The sequence below is a fragment of the Pedobacter sp. Leaf176 genome (genome assembly GCF_001424305.1).
Classification (GTDB): domain Bacteria; phylum Bacteroidota; class Bacteroidia; order Sphingobacteriales; family Sphingobacteriaceae; genus Pedobacter.
Map to the genome: position 1 here is coordinate 575,519 of NZ_LMPD01000003.1, position 18,959 is coordinate 594,477.

At 37.3% G+C, this 18,959-nt stretch carries 19 protein-coding genes; 9 read left to right on the top strand and 10 right to left on the bottom strand.

The genetic code is table 11. The annotated features are described in order from the left end of the window. Positions 1 to 266 precede the first annotated feature (266 nt). The 3 genes from ASF92_RS11235 to ASF92_RS11245 are packed head-to-tail and all read left to right on the top strand — an operon-like array spanning position 267 to position 1,794. Positions 267 to 464, top strand: a complete 198-nt coding sequence (locus ASF92_RS11235; protein WP_056092498.1) for a DUF2683 family protein — start codon at positions 267 to 269, stop codon at positions 462 to 464. After that, the gene (locus ASF92_RS11240) at positions 455 to 724 is read left to right on the top strand and encodes a Txe/YoeB family addiction module toxin (protein ID WP_056092501.1); all 270 of its coding nucleotides are present in this window, start codon (positions 455 to 457) and stop codon (positions 722 to 724) included. The genes ASF92_RS11235 and ASF92_RS11240 overlap by 10 nt, the downstream gene beginning before the upstream one ends. A gap of 2 nt (positions 725 to 726) precedes the next feature. Beyond that, the gene (locus tag ASF92_RS11245) at positions 727 to 1,794 is read left to right on the top strand and encodes a DUF3810 domain-containing protein (protein WP_231729798.1); all 1,068 of its coding nucleotides are present in this window, start codon (positions 727 to 729) and stop codon (positions 1,792 to 1,794) included. Between the two features lie 118 nt (positions 1,795 to 1,912). Here ASF92_RS11245 and ASF92_RS11250 read toward each other — a convergent pair whose 3' ends face one another. Then, on the bottom strand, positions 1,913 to 2,494 hold the full coding sequence (locus tag ASF92_RS11250) for a tRNA-(ms[2]io[6]A)-hydroxylase (RefSeq protein ID WP_056092506.1): 582 nt from the start codon (positions 2,492 to 2,494) through the stop codon (positions 1,913 to 1,915). Between the two features lie 172 nt (positions 2,495 to 2,666). Between ASF92_RS11250 and ASF92_RS11255 the strand changes: the two genes are divergently transcribed. The 6 genes from ASF92_RS11255 (at position 2,667) to ASF92_RS11285 (ending at position 10,503) form a co-directional block, all read left to right on the top strand. Further along, positions 2,667 to 3,893 (top strand): glycosyltransferase family 4 protein, encoded by a 1,227-nt coding sequence (locus ASF92_RS11255; protein WP_056092509.1) that lies wholly within the window; start codon positions 2,667 to 2,669, stop codon positions 3,891 to 3,893. Positions 3,894 to 4,653: 760 nt separating this feature from the next. Then, positions 4,654 to 6,510, top strand: coding sequence for a molecular chaperone DnaK (dnaK, locus tag ASF92_RS11265; RefSeq protein ID WP_056092515.1), 1,857 nt, complete (start codon positions 4,654 to 4,656; stop codon positions 6,508 to 6,510). A gap of 248 nt (positions 6,511 to 6,758) precedes the next feature. After that, entirely contained in the window at positions 6,759 to 7,790 is a 1,032-nt protein-coding gene (locus ASF92_RS11270; RefSeq protein ID WP_056092517.1) for an Atu2307/SP_0267 family LLM class monooxygenase, read from the top strand. Between the two features lie 261 nt (positions 7,791 to 8,051). After that, a complete protein-coding gene (locus ASF92_RS11275) occupies positions 8,052 to 8,867 on the top strand; it encodes a helix-turn-helix domain-containing protein (RefSeq protein WP_056092521.1) in 816 nt (271 codons plus the stop codon). Between the two features lie 65 nt (positions 8,868 to 8,932). After that, positions 8,933 to 9,400 (top strand): VOC family protein, encoded by a 468-nt coding sequence (locus ASF92_RS11280; RefSeq protein ID WP_056092525.1) that lies wholly within the window; start codon positions 8,933 to 8,935, stop codon positions 9,398 to 9,400. A gap of 146 nt (positions 9,401 to 9,546) precedes the next feature. Continuing rightward, entirely contained in the window at positions 9,547 to 10,503 is a 957-nt protein-coding gene (locus ASF92_RS11285; protein ID WP_056092528.1) for a zinc dependent phospholipase C family protein, read from the top strand. A 27-nt stretch (positions 10,504 to 10,530) separates the two neighbouring features. Here the strand turns inward: ASF92_RS11285 and ASF92_RS11290 are convergent, their stop codons facing one another. The 9 genes from ASF92_RS11290 to ASF92_RS11330 form a co-directional block, all read right to left on the bottom strand. Next, positions 10,531 to 11,211 (bottom strand): DedA family protein, encoded by a 681-nt coding sequence (locus tag ASF92_RS11290; RefSeq protein WP_056092531.1) that lies wholly within the window; start codon positions 11,209 to 11,211, stop codon positions 10,531 to 10,533. Between the two features lie 56 nt (positions 11,212 to 11,267). After that, a complete protein-coding gene (locus ASF92_RS11295; protein ID WP_197413282.1) occupies positions 11,268 to 11,912 on the bottom strand; it encodes a DUF4397 domain-containing protein in 645 nt (214 codons plus the stop codon). Between the two features lie 107 nt (positions 11,913 to 12,019). Next, positions 12,020 to 12,679 carry a DUF4397 domain-containing protein gene (locus ASF92_RS11300; protein ID WP_056092537.1) on the bottom strand — a complete coding sequence of 220 codons (660 nt, stop codon included), beginning with the start codon at positions 12,677 to 12,679 and terminating at the stop codon, positions 12,020 to 12,022. Between the two features lie 80 nt (positions 12,680 to 12,759). Beyond that, positions 12,760 to 13,884: a DNA polymerase III subunit beta gene (gene dnaN, locus ASF92_RS11305; protein WP_056092540.1), complete on the bottom strand. Its 1,125-nt coding sequence runs from the start codon at positions 13,882 to 13,884 to the stop codon at positions 12,760 to 12,762. 33 nt (positions 13,885 to 13,917) lie between these two features. Continuing rightward, the gene (gene gldG, locus ASF92_RS11310; RefSeq protein ID WP_056092543.1) at positions 13,918 to 15,591 is read right to left on the bottom strand and encodes a gliding motility-associated ABC transporter substrate-binding protein GldG; all 1,674 of its coding nucleotides are present in this window, start codon (positions 15,589 to 15,591) and stop codon (positions 13,918 to 13,920) included. Beyond that, positions 15,588 to 16,313, bottom strand: a complete 726-nt coding sequence (gene gldF, locus ASF92_RS11315; protein ID WP_056092545.1) for a gliding motility-associated ABC transporter permease subunit GldF — start codon at positions 16,311 to 16,313, stop codon at positions 15,588 to 15,590. The genes gldG and gldF overlap by 4 nt, the downstream gene beginning before the upstream one ends. A gap of 70 nt (positions 16,314 to 16,383) precedes the next feature. Then, positions 16,384 to 16,920: a hypothetical protein gene (locus ASF92_RS11320; RefSeq protein WP_056092547.1), complete on the bottom strand. Its 537-nt coding sequence runs from the start codon at positions 16,918 to 16,920 to the stop codon at positions 16,384 to 16,386. A 2-nt stretch (positions 16,921 to 16,922) separates the two neighbouring features. Next, on the bottom strand, positions 16,923 to 17,630 hold the full coding sequence (locus ASF92_RS11325; RefSeq protein ID WP_056092551.1) for an ATP-binding cassette domain-containing protein: 708 nt from the start codon (positions 17,628 to 17,630) through the stop codon (positions 16,923 to 16,925). Between the two features lie 4 nt (positions 17,631 to 17,634). After that, positions 17,635 to 18,555 carry a glycerophosphodiester phosphodiesterase family protein gene (locus tag ASF92_RS11330; RefSeq protein WP_056092554.1) on the bottom strand — a complete coding sequence of 307 codons (921 nt, stop codon included), beginning with the start codon at positions 18,553 to 18,555 and terminating at the stop codon, positions 17,635 to 17,637. Positions 18,556 to 18,959: the final 404 nt, after the last annotated feature.

Genomic DNA, 18,959 nt, shown 5'->3' on the forward strand with positions numbered 1-18,959 from the left:
AGAAAACCGATATAAAAATTGTTTCTAAACCTGTAACAATTGTAGCCGACAGCAAAAAAATATTGCTTTTAACAACTTAAATGACACTTTCGATAGAAAAAATTCAATCAATGAACATTTCCCGATGTTTTCTCTTTAGAACAACATGAAATAAATTTCTCAATATTTTTTATCGAAATCGGATTGTAATTATCCGTAAAATAGGAAGACAGCCAGACCCAATTTTTGGAGCAAATTTGTTATATTTGTTTATTAGCAACATCAATATGGAAACTTTAATTGCACATCCTAAAAATGAAGAACAAGCAACAGCTTTGAAAGCGGTGATGAAAGCTTTAAAAATCGATTTTGAAACCGAAGATGGGCCTTATAACCCGGAGTTTGTAAAAGACATTTTGCAAGCACGAGAAGACGTCAAAAATGGCAAGGGTGTAAAAATCGCGGTTGAAGATTTATGGAAGTAATATTTGCTCCAAAAGCTATTGAGCATTTAAAGTACTGGAAAAAATCTGGCAACAAAGCCATTCAGAAAAAAATTGAGCAATTAATTATTGCCATACGGGAGAATCCTTTTGAGGGCATTGGAAAGCCTGAGCCGTTAAAATATGAATTATCTGGTTCCTGGTCTCGCAGACTAAACGAAGAACATCGAATAGTTTATGAAATTCATGACGATGGCATTATCGTTATTTTGGAAGTACAATCTTTAAAAGGGCATTATTAATCGTGTTAAAGCATTCGGTTCATAAAATACTTTTGGTTTCGACCAGTCTGGCCTTGCTTATTTTCCTTTTCGGTCTGTTCCCTTCCCTCGTTCAAAAATATTACTCAACAGGCATTTATCCCTATATTTCTTCTTCTTTAAGGTTTATCTCCTCTATCGTTCCTTTTGCTATCGGCGATATTATTTACGCGCTGTTAATCGCTTTCGCGCTTTATAAAATTTTTAATTTTTTCCAAAACCGAAAATCATTAACGAAAAAAGACAGAATTATAGTTCCAATACAGGCTTTAAACTTCTTCCTGGCGCTGTATATCGTTTTCAAAATTGTATGGGGATTAAATTACAGCAGACCTAGCATTAGCGAATCATTAGGAATTGGGAACGAGAAGTACAGCGTAAAAGAATTGGTTTTGCTAGGCGATTACTTCGTAAATAAGACTAATAATTTAAAAATTAAGCAAACTAAGATACCAGCTTATTCTATTCATGATTTAGAAAAAACCTCATCGAATGCTTACTATTTAATGGAAAAGAAAAATCCGTTATTTCGGTATAAAAACCCTTGTTTAAAATCAGTTTTAAGCCCCTGGCTAACCAGCAAAGCAGGTATTGAGGGCTATTACGCGCCTCTAACTGGCGAGGCGAATATGAACATGGCCTTACCAGGTTTTGTTAAACCTTATGTCTCTTGTCATGAAATCGCCCATCAATTGGGTATTTCCTACGAAGATGAGGCCAATCTCTTAGGTTATTTAACTGCGAGTAATAGTCCTGATGTGAATTACCAATACGCGGCGAACTACGAAATGTTGCGGTATATTTTGTTTGAAATTAGAATGAAATCTCCTGAGGATTACAAAATACTTCACGATAAATTATCCGCCAGTGTTTTGGATGATTTTAAAACGGAAAAAGAATTTTGGCGAAAATATAATGGCGATATGTTCGGTTATATGGACGCGGCCTTTGATAGTTTCCTAAAGCTCAATAATCAACCCAAAGGAATTGATAGCTACCAGGATATTGTGATTTGGCTATGGAATATACACAAGGACGAGATCACCCCCTAGCCCCCTAAAGGGGGATTCACCATATGATCGAAAAGCAGGGTTTGTTATTTAAAGTCTATTTATTGTGCGTTCAAATACACTTTAGGAAATCAAGGCCCCCTTCAGGGGGTTTGGGGGTTTAACCATGTATCGCCTCTTTCGTTCCGAAACTTTGAATTAAATCGCCTTCAAATTCCAACCATTCTTTCCAGCGTTTATCTACATCCACATCAGTACTATATTTACGGGCAAAATTTAGGAAAGTAGTGTAATGTCCGGCCTCTGAAACCATAAGCTCATGGTAGAATTTCGCCAGCGCTTCATCCTTAATATTCTGAGAGAGCACGCGAAAACGTTCGCAACTTCTGGCCTCAATCATTGCGGCAAATAAAAGTCTGTCGATAAAAGCCTGGTTTCTGCTTCCATCTTTTTTGCTGAACTTTACCAAACGACCAACGTAATCATCTTTTCGCTCACGAGTCAAAGTATAGCCGCGTTGCTTAATGATATCAATTACCATTTGAAAATGCTGCATTTCTTCTATTGCAATAGCCGTTAATTCATCAACCAAATCCTGGTGTTCAGAATTTTGAGTAATTAAAGTAATCGCGTTTGACGCCGCTTTTTGTTCACACCAGGCATGGTCAGATAAAATTTCTTCCAAATTCGATTCCGCAATATTGGCCCAACGTGGGTCTGTTAATAATTTTAATCCTAACATGTGGTGATGTAATTGAGCTGCAAAAATAAGAATTTCCGCCAGATAGACACAGATTTAAACCGCAGATTGAAATGGATTTTTATATCTAATATACATCTGCGGACCTTATCCATTTAAATCTGGAGGAAATTATTCAACCCCAATAAAAACCTTTATTTTGCACAAATTTTAAATGATGAACGCAAAAAAAATATTGATTATTGGATTGGTTTGGCCCGAACCCACATCTTCGGCAGCGGGTACAAGGATGATTCAATTGGTCGATTTATTTTTGCAAAATGGTTATGACATTACTTTTGCCTCGGCGGCATCGAAAAGTGATTTTAGCCATGATTTCTCCGGAACTGGCGTGGTTGAGCAAGAAATACAACTCAATGACGAAAGCTTTAATTCATTTTTAAAAAATTTAAATCCACAAATTGTGCTTTTCGACCGCTTTATGGTAGAAGAGCAGTACGGCTGGCGGGTTCAGCAGGAATGTCCTGATGCGCTTAGAATTTTAGACACAGAAGATTTACATTGCCTGCGTAGCGCCCGCCAGCAAAGCAATAACCAACAGACCGAGGTTGATTTGTTTTCGGATACCGCAAAGCGGGAAATCGCTTCTGTTTTACGTTGCGACTTATCGTTAATTATTTCTGAAGTGGAGATGAAAATCCTGGTGGAAATATTTAAAATCGACGCGTCCATGCTTTACTATCTTCCATTTTTAGAAAAAGAAATCACGAAAGAAGCGATTAAAAACTGGATTCCTTTTGAAGAACGTTCAGATTTTGTTTTTATTGGCAACTTTTTGCATGAGCCTAATTGGAACACCGTTCAGATTCTAAAAACTAAAATCTGGCCATCATTAAGGAAAAAATTACCTGGGGTAAATTTGAATATTTACGGTTCTTATGCTACTCAAAAAGTGCTACAATTGGATAACAAAAACGAACGGTTTTTTATTCGGGGAAGGGCGCTTGAGGCACAAGAAACGATTGCTAAGCACAAAATTTTACTCGCCCCTATTCAGTTTGGTGCTGGTGTAAAAGGCAAATTTATTGATGCCATGCAGGTTGGCACCCCCTCTGTTACGACTTCAGTAGGCGCGGAAGCAATGAAAGGCGCACTGGACTGGAATGGTTTAATTGAAGACGATTTGACTGCTTTCGTTGAAAGAGCAGCTGAATTGTATCAGGATAAATCTGCCTGGCTTACTGCCCAAAAAAACGGCGTTCGGATTATTAACGAGCGGTATTCGGCTTCGCACTTCGCTAACGGGTTTATTGCTACGGTTGAAAATTTAGATTTAACGGCACATCGCCAAAACAATTTTATTGGACAAATTTTAAACCATCACACGGTGCAAAGCACAAAGTATATGTCGCTTTGGATTGAAGCGAAGAATAAAAGATAGTCAGAAGTCTTTAGACCGAAGTCCGAGGATATGGTTTGCTAAACCAGACAGGATTTCCACTTTTTCTTTGATAAAAATGGACAGAATCGAGGATTTCAACGAGTTCAATAGCAATGTCCAGCTCCCCTCCTTATTCTAAGGAGGGGCCGGGGCAATGTCATTAACTTAAGCAGACAACACAATACTTGTCATTCTATCGAAGGACAAGTATTGTGTTGTTTCCGAGTAAATGATCTTCGACAAGCTGCCCTTGATGTTATATCACAAATTACTATTAATCAATATTTAAGCAATTCGAATTTCCATCCAGCTAGGCCATAGCACATTATCCCCGTTCTCCGCAAATCCGGCCTAACAAATTTTTCGGGCTGCACTGTTCCGGCCGCAGAATTGGCTTCAAAAGAAAAATTTTCAGCCGGCATTTTTTGTTTCTTTTTGATGCCAAAAAGAAAGAGTCCTCCGGCGGCGGCGAGCCGAGGCAAGACTATAGTGGTATGACAAAAGAAATGGATTGTACGGCTCTAATATTAATTTTATAAAATAAATTACCCCTCACACGGATAACTATAAAGCTTAAGTTAACGACATTGGGGCTGGGTGTGTTTTCTGCCCTCAACTCCTCCTCTTTGTTAATAACCCTTATGGAAACCGTATTTCGATATGCTATCGTTGTAATTCCAACACTCGAATCCAGATTTTCTTTACAACATTAAAACATTTCAAACCCAAAACATTGCAACAATCTCCGTAAATTTGAGGCATGGCAAAAATATCAATTAACCTTGCTACGGGTTCGTTTCAGAAGGAAGAAATTATAGTTGGAATAGATTTAGGTACCACCAACAGCCTGGTCGCTTTCATCAATCCCGATAAAAACCCACAGGTAATTAACGATGCCGGCAAGGGTTTGTTGGTGCCGTCGGTTGTGTATTTCAACAGCCAGAATGAAGCAGTTGTCGGTAATGAAGCAAAAGAATTCTTAACTACAGACCCTGCAAACACTATTTTTTCTGTTAAACGACTGCTTGGACGCTCTTATAAAGATGTTGCCGAACACAAGGATATTTTCTCCTACAAAATTATTGACGATGATTCCGATGCCCTTGTAAAAATTCAGGCTGGCGATCGGTTTTATACGCCAATAGAACTATCTGCCGAGATTTTAAAAGAACTTAAAGCAAGAGCGGAACACGCTTTAAAAACACCTGTGAACCGTGCTGTGATTACGGTCCCAGCTTATTTCAATGATAGTCAGCGCCAAGCCACCCGTGATGCGGGGAAACTTGCCGGCTTAGATGTAATGCGTATTGTAAACGAGCCTACCGCAGCCAGTTTGGCTTATGGAATTGGTTTAGACCCTACGCAGCAAAAAACCATAGCGGTTTACGATTTAGGTGGCGGAACTTTCGATGTATCTATCCTTCAAATCCAAAATGGAATTTTTGAGGTTTTAGCCACAAATGGTAACACCTATTTAGGTGGTGATGATTTTGACCGTGCGATTTTAAATTATTGGTTTGAAAAAAACAACCTTGATTTGGCTACTGTTGCGTCAGATACGATTTTAATGCAAACCTTACGCTTACAGGCTGAAGCAGCTAAAAAAGCACTTTCCAGCCAGAATTTGTACAACGAACAAGTTGGTGGAATCTGGTGTACGTTGGATAAGCAAACGTTTGAGCAATTGATTAGTGCAAAGGTTGAAGAAACCATTACGGCTTGTAAAAACGCATTAAAGGATGCAGATTTAACCGCAGCTGATGTTGATGAAGTGATTTTAGTTGGCGGCTCTACCCGCACCCCTTTTGTTAAACAAGCTGTCGAAAATTTCTTTGGTAAAAAACCGCAAGACAATATCAATCCTGATGAAGTTGTTGCCTTAGGGGCCGCGATTCAGGCAGATGTTCTGGCTGGAAACCGTTCTGACATTCTATTGCTCGATGTTACACCACTATCACTAGGTATCGAAACCATGGGCGGCTTAATGGACGTAATTATTGCCCGTAACAGCAAGGTGCCAACTAAAGCTGGCCGCCAGTATACAACTTCTGTTGATGGACAGGTGAACATGAAAATTTCGGTTTACCAGGGTGAACGTGATTTGGTAAAAGAGAACCGTAAGCTTGCAGAATTTGACTTAAAAGGCATTCCGGCAATGCCGGCGGGCTTGCCAAAAGTAGATATTAACTTTTTGTTAAATGCAGACGGAATTTTAACTGTTCAGGCTATTGAACTACGTTCGGGCGTGAAACAGGAAATTGAAATTACACCAAGCTATGGCTTGAGCGATGATACCGTGGAAAAAATGCTTTTAGACAGTATCGAACATGCAAAAAGTGATGTCGAACAAAGGATGTTAATCGAGGCTCGCAGTGAGGGTGAACAACTGCTTTATACTGCTGAGCGCTTCATCGAAAAACATGCTGAACATTTAACTACCGAAGAAATTTCTGAAACAAAAATTCATATTGAAGCATTAAAAACCGCTTTGGCCTCACAGGAAAAAGATACCATTTTGAAAAAAGCCGACGAGTTGAATGAATTTACCCGCCCATTTGCGGAACGCGTAATGGATGCAGCGATTTCGACGGCAATGAAAGGTAAGAAGATAGAGTAAGTCCGAAGTCGGAGGACAGAAGTCCGATGATTTGAAGTTATGTAGGCATTCTTAACAGGTTCAGAACCATTTTTAATTTTACCATATAAGGCATTTAAGAAATTCAAGTCTACCGCACTTCTATGAAGCTTATATTTCTTAGGTGGTAAAGCTTTTTCTTATTTGTAATTAAACTCTTAATTTTCTTACCATACATCAAAAATTCTATCCTTCCAACCTGTTAACTTTGTCATATAAATTTATCAGTTATGGAATTAGGTATCGGTATGTTCGGCGATTTGCAGGTTAATGCAAAAGGAGAAATTCAGCCCGCTCAGCAAAGACTTCAGGAAATTATAGAAGAAATCAAACTCATGGATGAAGTAGGATTAGATTTCTACGGCATTGGCGAACACCATCGTCCGGATTATGCGGTTTCTAGTCCTGAAATTATTCTGGCAGCCGCAGCAACCGTTACCAAAACCATTAAATTAAGCAGCGCGGTATCGGTTTTAAGTTCATCAGATCCGGTAAAACTCTATCAAAATTTCGCCACCATTGATTTAATCTCGAACGGAAGAGCCGAGTTAATGGCTGGTCGCGGAAGCTTTATCGAATCTTTTCCACTATTTGGTTATAACCTTCAGGATTACGATGAACTCTATGAAGAAAAGTTAGAATTGTTGTTAAAAATCAATAAACAACCAAAAATAACCTGGAAAGGCAAATTCCGCCCGGAATTGGTTAACCAGGAAGTTTTGCCTCGTGCGGTAAACGATAATTTAAAAATCTGGGTAGCCGTTGGCGGAACACCGGAATCAGTTGAACGGGCCGGAAGGTTGGGTTTACCAGTCATGTTTGCCATCATCGGCGGACAACCAAATCAATTTAAACCACTCTTCGATTATTATAAGAAAGTTTATCAGGCATATGGTCATGATATGAATAAATTCGAAGTTGGCGTACACATGCACTCGCTGTTTGGCGAAAACAGTCAGGAAGTTTCTGATTATTATTTCCCCTTATATTCAGCACAAATGAACCGGATAGGTAAAACTCGTGGCTGGGCTCCGTTTCAAAGGAATCAGTTTGAGGCAGGTAGAAGCAGCAACGGTGCGTTAATTATTGGTGATGCAAATGAATCGGTGGATAAAATCTTAGCCATGGAAGAAACTTTTGGCTTAACGCGTTTCTCCGCACACATGGATGTTGGTGGACCATCACATGCAGCAATGATGAAATCTATAGAGATTTTTGGAACACAAATTGCACCCGAAGTTAGGAAAGCGTTGAAGAAATAGGTTATCAACTTTGTTGAATCCTAAAAGCAATACCACCATAATGGCTTCGATTAACCATGAAGATAAATTTTAGTTGAACGGCCCTTTCAACCGATGCGAAGAAATTTTTGGATTTTTATTCTGACTTCAACGTTGACACGCAATAGTCGCCATTTGTAATATGTTTATGTTAAAATGGAACAGGACAATTCCAGTTACATTATTTTTTGATTCAAATTTACGAAATTTAAACTCGCTAAAATTGAAATCAATTGACCCATTTTGAAAAACAAGATAAACATTCGAGATCTTTATACCCCTATTCAGCCTGCGGTAACACATTGGGGAGAGGTTGTGACCTATCTGGAGTTATCACCGGATATATCCCTCCAACCTTACATTTACTGTTATTGGGAGCTAAAAACCCGCAGGAAACTCGACCAACAATTCAATTACAAGGTGGTGGCAGATGGATGCATCGATATATTCTTCGATTTAAATCATCCCAAGGACAGTTTTATAATGGGGTTTTGCAAAAAGTATACTGAATTTGCCTTAGAAAACTCATTTCAATACATTGGTATTAGATTTCTTCCAACGATGTTTCCAATGCTGTTTGGCATAAATGCAGGTGAGTTAAGTAATCGCTTTTTAGAGCTGGATACAGTTGTTCCGGCTGTTGCAAAGTTCATTGAAAACAATTTTTCGCTTGCTACGACAATTAACCAAATTCAATCTAAACTTGATCAGTTCCTTATCAATCACTTACGGACCATCACGCTGAAACATGATTCCCGCATTGACAACGCCATCAATATTATTTTAGATAATTTTGGTGTACTAAATGTCGAAAATGATATTGACGTAGGTCTGAGCAATAGACAACTACGCAGATTATTTGAATTTTATATCGGTGACAGTCAGAAAACCTTCAGTCAAGTGGTTAGATTCCAAAACATATTAAAAGCAAAGCCATCTGCTCAAAGCTTAAAATTTAACAAGCTTTTTTTGGAGCAAGGATATTATGACCAGGCTCATTTTATTAAAAATTTTAAGAATTTTTACGGCACAACGCCAAACAAAGCCCTTGGTAGATAATTCGTCCGATTTTTACAATTCGAATCCACATGATTTCCTCAATTTTGATTGAAAGAAATCGAAAAATGAAAAAACACTTAATAATTATGCTGTTGTCTGCAATAGCACTTGATGTATTTTCACAGCAAAAGTTAAACACAAATAAAACACCAGTTATGAAATTAAATGCAGGTATTGTAACAGAAAAAATCTCAGAAAGTAAAGCATTCTATACATCGCTTTTTAATTTCGGAGTAACATTTGAGAATGAATTTTATCTTCTACTCCATTCTCCTGACAAAAAATCAGAGATCAGTTTCCTCCTTCCGAACCATCCGAGCCAGCAGCCGCTTTTTCATAAGCCTTTCCAGGGGCAAGGAATGTACTTAACTATCGAAGTCGACAATGTAGATGAAATTTATAAGTTTTTCAAAAAGAAGAACATTGAAATGAAGATCGACATTAGAAATGAATCATGGGGAGATCGGCATTTCGCCATTGAAGACCCAAATGGCGTTGGTATTGATGTTGTAACCTATGCCCCAAACAATTAACTGCAACCATGGATTAAACAAGTAATATCCTTAAGCTGTAAAATCCATTCTGCATTTGATAAATTTACGATCACTAAGAAAGGGATAATTCCCGTATCTTAAAATGAGCTAAACGGAAATCTCAAGTAAATTCATTATCTTTCGGTATGAAAAGATTAACGATTTTGCTTGCGTTAATCATCCCTTTTTTTTTTTGTACCTCCTGGGGGTTCTTTGCACACCAAAGGATTAATAACCTGGCTATTTTTACCCTGCCTTCTAATATGATTGGCTTTTATAAAAAGAACCTGAAATACATTACCGAACATGCTGTCGACCCCGACAAACGCCGTTATGCCGATACGTTAGAAGCACCACGACATTATCTTGATGTAGAAAACTATGAAAAGTGTATTGACAGTATTCCGGAAAAATGGAACGACGCTTTAGCTAAATATGGCATTAAGCATTTAAACGCAAATGGTATTGTACCCTGGCAGATTCAACGAACTTATTTTAGTTTAGTTAAAGCTTTTTCAACGCGTGATTCAATAAAAATTTTAAAATATTCAGCAGATCTGGGGCATTACATCGGCGACGCACACGTTCCCTTGCATACCACAAGTAATCACAACGGACAATTAACCAACCAGGTTGGCATCCACGCTTTTTGGGAAAGTCGTTTGCCAGAGCTATTTTCCACTAACTATAACTTTATTGTGGGCAAGGCGAATTACATAGAGAACCCACTAAAAGAGGCCTGGAAAATACTAAAGCATACACACAGTCTGGTCGACACGGTTTTAACATTTGAGGCACAATTGTCAGCTATCTTCCCTTCCGACAGAAAATATAGTTTTTCTGAAAGAAATAATGTGATTTTGAAGCAATACTCCCTAGCTTATTCAACGGCCTATCATGATAAGATGAATCGGATGGTAGAAAAACAAATGCGTTCTGCTATTTCAGAAATAGGTTCATTCTGGTATTCGGCTTGGGTAGATGCTGGTCAGCCGGAACTTAAAAATCTAATTAAAATTGACTTGAGTCCTGATGAAATGAAGATAAAAGACGATTTGGAAAAGAAATACCAGAGGGGAATCCCGATTGGAAGGGAGTTATGATAAAAGCGGGAACTCGGCCCGCTTTTATTATTTTGATTCGCCTCCCTCAATAATTTCTTCAATCTTTTTAGGCTGCATCCTGCTTTTAACAGCTGCCCAGACTGCAGGAACAAAGGTTACTACAGCAATAAACAATATCACCAACTCAAAATTGTTCTTGATAACCGGAATTTGACCCAACAAATAACCGCCTAATAACAAGGCAACAATCCATGCTACACCACCGAGGATATTATAATAGGTAAAACGGCCAAAAGGCATTTTAGCAATACCTGCAACAAACGGAGCAATCGTTCTGAAAATGGGTAAAAAACGACTTAACATAATTGCTTTACCACCATGCTTCTCAAAAAATTCGTGAGATTGGTGGTAATATTTAAGTTTTAAAATTTTGTTTTCTTCCTTAAAAACACCTGAGCCCAGAACAGTTCCAAGCTTATAATTGAGCGTATTTCCTGCTATAGCTGCTACAATCAAAATTACTAACATCAGCCAGATGTTTAAACCTGTGTTACCACCTGCGATTAATGCTCCTGCAGCAAAAAGTAAAGAATCTCCAGGTAAGAAAGGCGTAACTACGAAACCAGTTTCAGCAAAAATAATTAAAAATAATATCAAGTAAGTCCAGGTCTGGTAATCGCGGATGATCTCCGCTAAGTGAACATCTATGTGGGCAATAAAATCCCAAAGCTGTTGTAATATTTCCATTTATATAATTTTGGACAAAAGTAGGAATATCTAATTGATTAGAAGATTATTCTGAATTAATTATTTACAATCAAACGCTCCCTGAGTTTTCCTTTATTAGCGCCCTTGTTTACACCATCAATTATAATGGTATAAGTTTTACCCTTGAAAAAATTAGTGTAAGAAATGGTGTCAATTACCTGGGCAGAGTCAATAAGATTGAAATATAACTTGGAATTTTTCCCTACAGGTATTTTTATATAACCAGAATTTTCACCGTTTGCCAGGGTAAGATTTACTGGATTTGAATTTTCATTTTTGATACTAACCCTTGAATTGAGCGTGTGCCCAAGGTTTATGAAAAAAAGCCTTGCATTAGCTGTATCGGGCGTTAAATTATCTTCCAGGATATGTAGTACAGAATCCTTCTCAGACTTTTTATGATAATAAACAGAATAGTTTCTGCCTACAGAAAAAAAGTATTTCAAGGAATCACTTACAGATTGACTGCCAGTGTTTTTTGCGAAAATTGTATATTCTTTATCCCCGGCCGGAACAATGTAATCGCTGTTACCGTTATAAGATATGCTTGTTGCAGATTTAACATTGTTTAAATAGAAATCCTGTGGTTTTTCGTCTATGACGTTTATAAATCTGACCTTGGTATCTAAATCCTGGTTATCGCTTTTAGCACAAGATGTGACCAAAAAAGCGATTGCCATTAACAACAAAATTTTAAAAAGTGGAAACAGCCTGACTTTCATACAGATTTATAATGGGTACAACAAAGATAGTCTTTGTATTTTTAAATGAACGAAAATCCCAGCTTCTAATTGTCTACGATTAAATGCGCCTGCAAGTTTGCGGAGGTTAAACCACTAAACCAAACTGAATATATTTTTCCCGGCGACAACTCGCTTGCCAATATCGTTTTGATATTTCCTGAACCAACAACGTTGTATTTTAGATCTGCGCCTGCTTCTAACGTATAATAATTAGAGGATTCTTTAAAAAGTAATGCGTTTACAAATGGTGAACCTGTTTGTATGCTTACATTAACGCCTGTAGTGAAATAGGGTGTTAAATTTATGAATCTTATTTTAGCACTGGCCATATCTGAGGTACTTAAATTATCTTCATAATTTAGTATTTCTCTATTTCCGTTTCTATCGGATACAAGAAAGGTGCTATACGTTAGCGCGGGTACAAAATTGAAATTCGTATTTGTATTTAAATTATTTGTATCTGTAAAAGTAAGGGTTCTGGAGCCTGATAAAATTTTTATGTACTCACTGGTTTCCCCAAAAGAAAGCGCGTTATTGGTTACCTTTTCATTATCAAGATACACATTCTGCTTCGTATCGCCTTGTATGGCATTAACAACTTTAATTTTCGCCTGCCCCTTAACAATAGCATCAGGTTCCTTTTCATTGCAAGAAAAAAATGCAATAGAACAAATTAATAATACAGAAATTGTAGAGGTTCTCATAGATGGTTGTATTTGATATAAACAAAAATGGCTCGGTCAAAAACCAAGCCATTTTTAAAAAAAACTAATAATCTAGTAGATTAATAACTATTGTTGAGCATTACAGGCATCACCAGCATTAATACATCTTCATGTTCATCGTTGGTTTGAGGAATTAAAAGTCCTGCCCTGTTTGGAGTAGAAAGTTCTAACGTTATTTCATCTCCACTTAAATTACTCAGCATTTCAATTAAAAAACGGGCGTTGAAACCGATTTCCAGGTCTTCACCATCATATTGACAACTTAAACGCTCATGTGCTTCATTAGCAAAATCTAAATCCTCCGATGAAATATTCAGTTCGCTGCCGTTAATTTTTAATCGTACCTGATGGGTTGTTTTATTAGCAAAAATAACTACCCTGCGCAGCGTATTTAAAAACAAACCTCTGTCGATAACCAATTTGTTTGGATTATTCTGCGGAATTACCGCTTCATAATCAGGATAGCGTTCGTCTATTAAACGACACACTAAATTTATGTTTTCGAATTTAAAAAATGCACTGGTTGCATTGTAATCAACTGATACGTTAATATCATTTGAAGGTAGCGCGGCTTTTAAAAGAGTTAAAGCTTTTTTAGGTAGAATAAACGAGGTTGCCTTATCAGCCTTGCTATCCATGCGGCGATAGCGAACTAATTTGTGTGCGTCGGTTGCTACGAAAGTAATATGCTGAGGTGATAATTGGCAGAAAACACCAGTCATCGCCGGTCTAAGCTCGTCATTGCTAACTGCAAAAATTGTCTTTGTAATCGCTTCTGTTAAAACTGAAGCCGGAAGATTTACAGATGATGCGTTTTCTACAACAGGGATTTTAGGAAAGTCATCTCCATTTTCGCCACTTAGCTTATATTTACCATCGCCAGCACTAATTTCTATTGCGAAGGTTGTATCATCAATATTAAAAGCAATTGGCTGATCCGGTAATGTTTTAAGAGTATCTAATAAAATTTTAGACGGTACAGCTACTTTACCTTCTTCTTTCGACTCTACAGCTAGTGCTGTTGTCATACTGGTTTGTAAATCAGTTGCTGAGATGGTTAAATTACCGTCTTTAATTTCAAAAAGAAAATTTTCTAATATAGGTAAAACGGTACTGCTGCTGGATGCACCATTTACCGTTTGCAAGTGTTTTAATAAAGTTGATGTGGATACAATAAATCTCATGATATCAATTAGTCTTCTTCAAAAATAGAAAAATTATTTAGCGTACTTGTACTTACGGTGATAATGTTGAAAAATTGCAAATAATATTAACAATAATAACGGTAAAACAATATTTACAATTTGCCACTTCGTTTTATCAATTTTAACTTTGGCTTTATCCAATAGTCTTATTTTAACATCTTTATTTCTTAAAACAATTAGATTATCATCATCCGTAAAATAATCTGCAATGTTTAGCAGTAGCGCTTTATTACCATAAATTCGCTGCGTATACCGGTCGAAACCCAGAGGTAATGGCGAATTATCCTTTGCTATTACCTGATTGATGAAAACATCACCATCACCTATTACTACCATTTTCGCAGGCCTACTGCTAGAAATATGGCTATAGGGTTTGGAAATTCCTGCAGGAAGAGGCCGTCCGGCAAATACAGAAGGAAAATTTCCTTCAAGCAAAACACCACCACTTTGTAAGGGATTTTGAAAGCTTTTCGGCTCTGTTTGTTCTGCAGCCATTTGTAAAGAAAATAACTTAGGTGTATTAAACACCTTATTAAAGTTAGACGTTGTCAGAATATACGTTTTATTAACATTTCTTGAACCGATGGTATCTACTGTACTTGGAAACTCGCCTTTGACGCCATCTAAATTTTTAACGAGGCTTGCTGCTGTATCGGGCAGCAAAATTGGATAATAAATCCAGGGAACAAGCTGAAGTTGTGGCTGTCCGCCTGCCACACCCGTACTAACAGGGATTTCTGCTGAGTTTTTATCGGCTATGATGTTATAATTAATTCTTGCGCCATACATAAAGAGCATGTCGTCGAGATTTAAATTTCTGTTAAGAACCATCTGACTTTTTCCTCTTAGACTATCTAATTCTGCAGACACCTGGTCGATACTCCAGAGTACCCGCCCCCCGTTCATTACAAAATAATTGATTTTATACTTTTCCGCTTCCGAAAACGCGGTTTGAGGCTTTATAATTATTATAAGTTTTAATTTATCCAGACCCGATTGGTCTATTGTGTTCAAATCTACCCTGCCCACTTCGTAACTGTTGGCAAGCGTATGCATGGCATCATAAAGCTGTAAATCTGATGGCTCGCCATTGGACTCCGTAAAACCAATTCGCGGATTATTTCCTGACATAACTTTTTTAATACCAGAAGTAAAAGTATATTCCAGATTTTCTATAGAGCGGTTGATATTATCTTCATAACTACCACCAGCATCGAGGTTCTGTAAAAGTTTAACGGGCATTTGCCTGCCATCACTCTCGATCATCGCCATCGGAAAAACAAGTTTCTGCGTTAAGCCACTTTCTGTTTTCACACTAAGGTTAGTCGCCTCAATTCCCTGCAGGTAGAGGTTATTTATTACAGTATCCTGGTCTGCAGGATTTAAGCCAGCCAAAGGATCTACATATACCACGTTGAAACCGGCTTTGGAATAGGCCTTATAATCCGTTAATAAATCTTTAACCGATAACTGTAAGCGTTTAAATGCAGCGGGGAGGGTTCCATCAAGAAAAACAGTTATGGTTATTGGCTTTTCTGCATTTTCAAGTAGTTTCTTTGTTTTATCGTTTAAAGTAAAACGCTTATCAGCAGTAAAATCAAACCGATGGAAAATATATTGCCCAGCGATATTTACAAATAGCAAAGCCGTTATAACGATAATAATTTTAATCCATCGGTTTCTCATTTCTTCCCCTCGATTACCAGTTTTGTCGACAATAAAAAGATTACACAAAAACTCACAAAATAAATCAAATCACGGGTATCCAAAACACCACGACTGATGGACTGGTAATGTTGATTAATGCCCAGCGAAGCTATTGTAGTTTCAAAATTCTGCATAGTTACGATTTGGCTGCTGTAATCAAAACCCAGAAATGCAAATCCACATAAAGCTGCAGCAACTGCAAATGCAATAATTTGATTTTTAGTTAATGCGGAAGCAAAAATACCGATTGATATGAATGCAGAACCCAACAAAAACAAGCCAATATAAGATCCGATTACTGCGCCAGAATCTATATTTCCTTCAGGAAAACCCAATTTAGAAAGGGAATAATAATAGATCAGGGTCGGAATAAGGGAAAAAAGCATAAGTACTAAACAGGCTAAATATTTTGCTGAAACAATTTGCCAAAGTGTTACGGGTTTAGTAATTAATAGTTCGTAAGTTCCTTCTTTTCTTTCTTCAGCAAAAGAACGCATAGTAACAGCTGGAATCAGAAACATAAAAAGATATGGAACCAGGCTGAAAAAACCGCTTAGCTCTGCATAACCGTAATCCAAAACAGAAGTATCAGGGAAGAACCAAAGTAAAAGGCCCGAAACCAACAGGAAAATCCCGATGGTAATATAAGCGACCATCGAACTCAAAAAACTAAATAATTCGCGTTTGAATATTGCGTACATAGGATTTAAATGCCGAAGATAATGATATTTGAACGATAAAAATTCATATTCTCATATACTTAATTGTACGCTACAGCCCGAAAACGTAGGCGAATCTTATTCCGATAAAACCCTTCGTATTCGAACGGTTCAAAAATGTAAGGCTTTCATTCTTTCCTGTCCAGCCTTCATATCTGATGCCTAAATCGAGCATGTTTCTGCCCGGTAGATTGAATAAGTTTCCTATGCCAGGCGACCATGCAAAAAGCGTTTTTTGTCCATCATTTAAAGGCATAGCAGCACCTAATTGTCCTTCTGCGTAAAAAGTTTCACTAAGCTGATACTTTAAACCCGCTTTTAAGGGCGCATAAGTCAAGTCCCGAATATTTAATAATTGATTTTTCCTCCCAAAAAAATTAATTACCCCGGCATTCAGAGTGAATAAAAATTCATTCGAAACGATAAATTCAGCCTTTAAAGAGGCTCCTGCACCCACTGACGAGAGACCCGAAAAATTGCCTGATGGAAAGCCCAGGTCCGCGCCAATGCCTAATTTAGTGTTCTGTCCTAGTGTAGGCAAGGATAAAGATAAAATTGCAGCTATTAAAATAACTTGTATTTTGAACATGGTTATACCGTAAATTTCCTAAAAATATCTTCTAACGGACTATCATTATTGGCTTTTTTAATGCCCATTAAAGAATCGCTAGCTACTATTTTACCCTTATTAATAATAATGATATCATCACAAATGGCTTCAACTTCCTGCATGATATGAGTTGAAATGATAACAGTTTTATTTCTACCCAGTTCTGTGATTAAAGCCCTGATATCAACCAATTGGTTTGGGTCTAAACCAGAGGTTGGTTCATCTAAAATTAAAACGTCGGGATTATGTATAATGGCTTGGGCCAAACCGACTCTTTGCCGGTAACCTTTGGATAGCATTCCTATTTTTTTATGCTGTTCTGGCGTCAAACCGACTAATTCAATTACTTCGGCTATCCGCTTTGATAAATTTTTCAACTGGTAAGTTTGTCCTACGAAGCTTAGAAATTCTTTGACGTACATATCCGTGTAAAGCGGCGTATTTTCAGGTAAATAACCGATGTGATTTTTTACTTCAAGCGCGTGTGTTATGATATTCTTACTTACTATTTCGGCTTCACCTGATGTGGGTTTTAAATATCCCGTAAGCATACGCATTGTGGTTGATTTTCCAGCTCCGTTTGGACCTAAAAAACCTAAAATACGGCCGGGCTTCGCTTCAAAACTAATTGAATCAACCGCCTTTTGTTTATCATAATGCTTAGACAGATTTCTAACTGAAATGCTCATATTGTTAATTAATATAAGGGGAACTCAACTTCTTATTATACCTGAATTTATCCAGTTCTGCCGCAGTCTGCGGTAAATTATCTCCGGATAAAATGTCAGCACCGTTATTAACCAGATGATAATATACATTTTTCGATGGACTTGCAATTGCACTCTTATCAATATTACCCATCGTGCCTAAAATCGTTGTAATTCCCCTCTCATGAAGAAACTTATACAATTCCTTTTCTGGTGCACTTACACCTACGAATGCTACTATTCTATCATTTGGAATACCCAAATTATTCAGTCTTTTTAGGTCTGATGTTTTTTGAACTGAAGCGGAAATCATTAGGTCCGGAGCCAGACGATGAACATCCCGGGCTTGATTTGCTGTATAGGTAATGATAATTGAATTACTTTCCACCTTATATTGCCTAACCTTTTCAACGACTTTGGCATAAGAAACGCCTTTTTTTAAATCGATTGTAAGCAATACTTTTCCTTTGCTCCAGCTTAAAACGCTATCTAAGGTCGGTATTTTAAATTTTGTCTCTTCACCTTCGGTATCTTTCAAATTAAAGGCTTTCAGTTCTTCATAAGTATAGTTTCCTATTTCACCTTTACCAGTAGAGGTTCTGTCGAGTTTATCATCATGCATTACAACCAATACCGAGTCTTTACTATAGGCGATATCAAATTCAATAATCATTGGATTATAAGTTGTCGCATTATCGAAAGTCTCGATGCAATTTTCAGGGAAACCGGGCATTGGACCACCACGATGTGCACTAATTAAAGGAAAACGACTTTCAGGCGACCATTTTAAGAATTGGTATAGCGCTCCCGTATTATTAAATTTTATATAATGATGCACTTTTTTTTCCTGCTTGCATGATGTAACAAACGCGACAAAAGCAAACAAAAGTAAATGATGGAATTTCATAGATCAAAAATAGTAAAAAATGGAAGATGTAAGGCCCAAATTGGATTTCCCGGCATAATTCCTAAAAAAGATAAATACGCCATCCGAGAAACAAAATTACGAGAAACTTTTTTTTGTTTCTCCATAAATTGTTTCTCCAACCCGAAACATTTTTCTGAGAAACGTTTTTTTGTTTCGGGAAAAAGCATTTCAAATCCGCTACCGAACCGGTAATTCGGCCATCGTTCATCCTCCCTTCCTGAAAAAAGAAGAAAAGTTCTAAATTTGTACGGTAATAGCGACTTATTAAAAGCGCATCGAAATATGGCTTTTTTATTAATGCTGACCTGGAATCAGAAAATTGTTGAACAATGTAAGAAATCTAAGAAGAACAGAAATGACTAAGCTTATCTTTTTAACAGGTT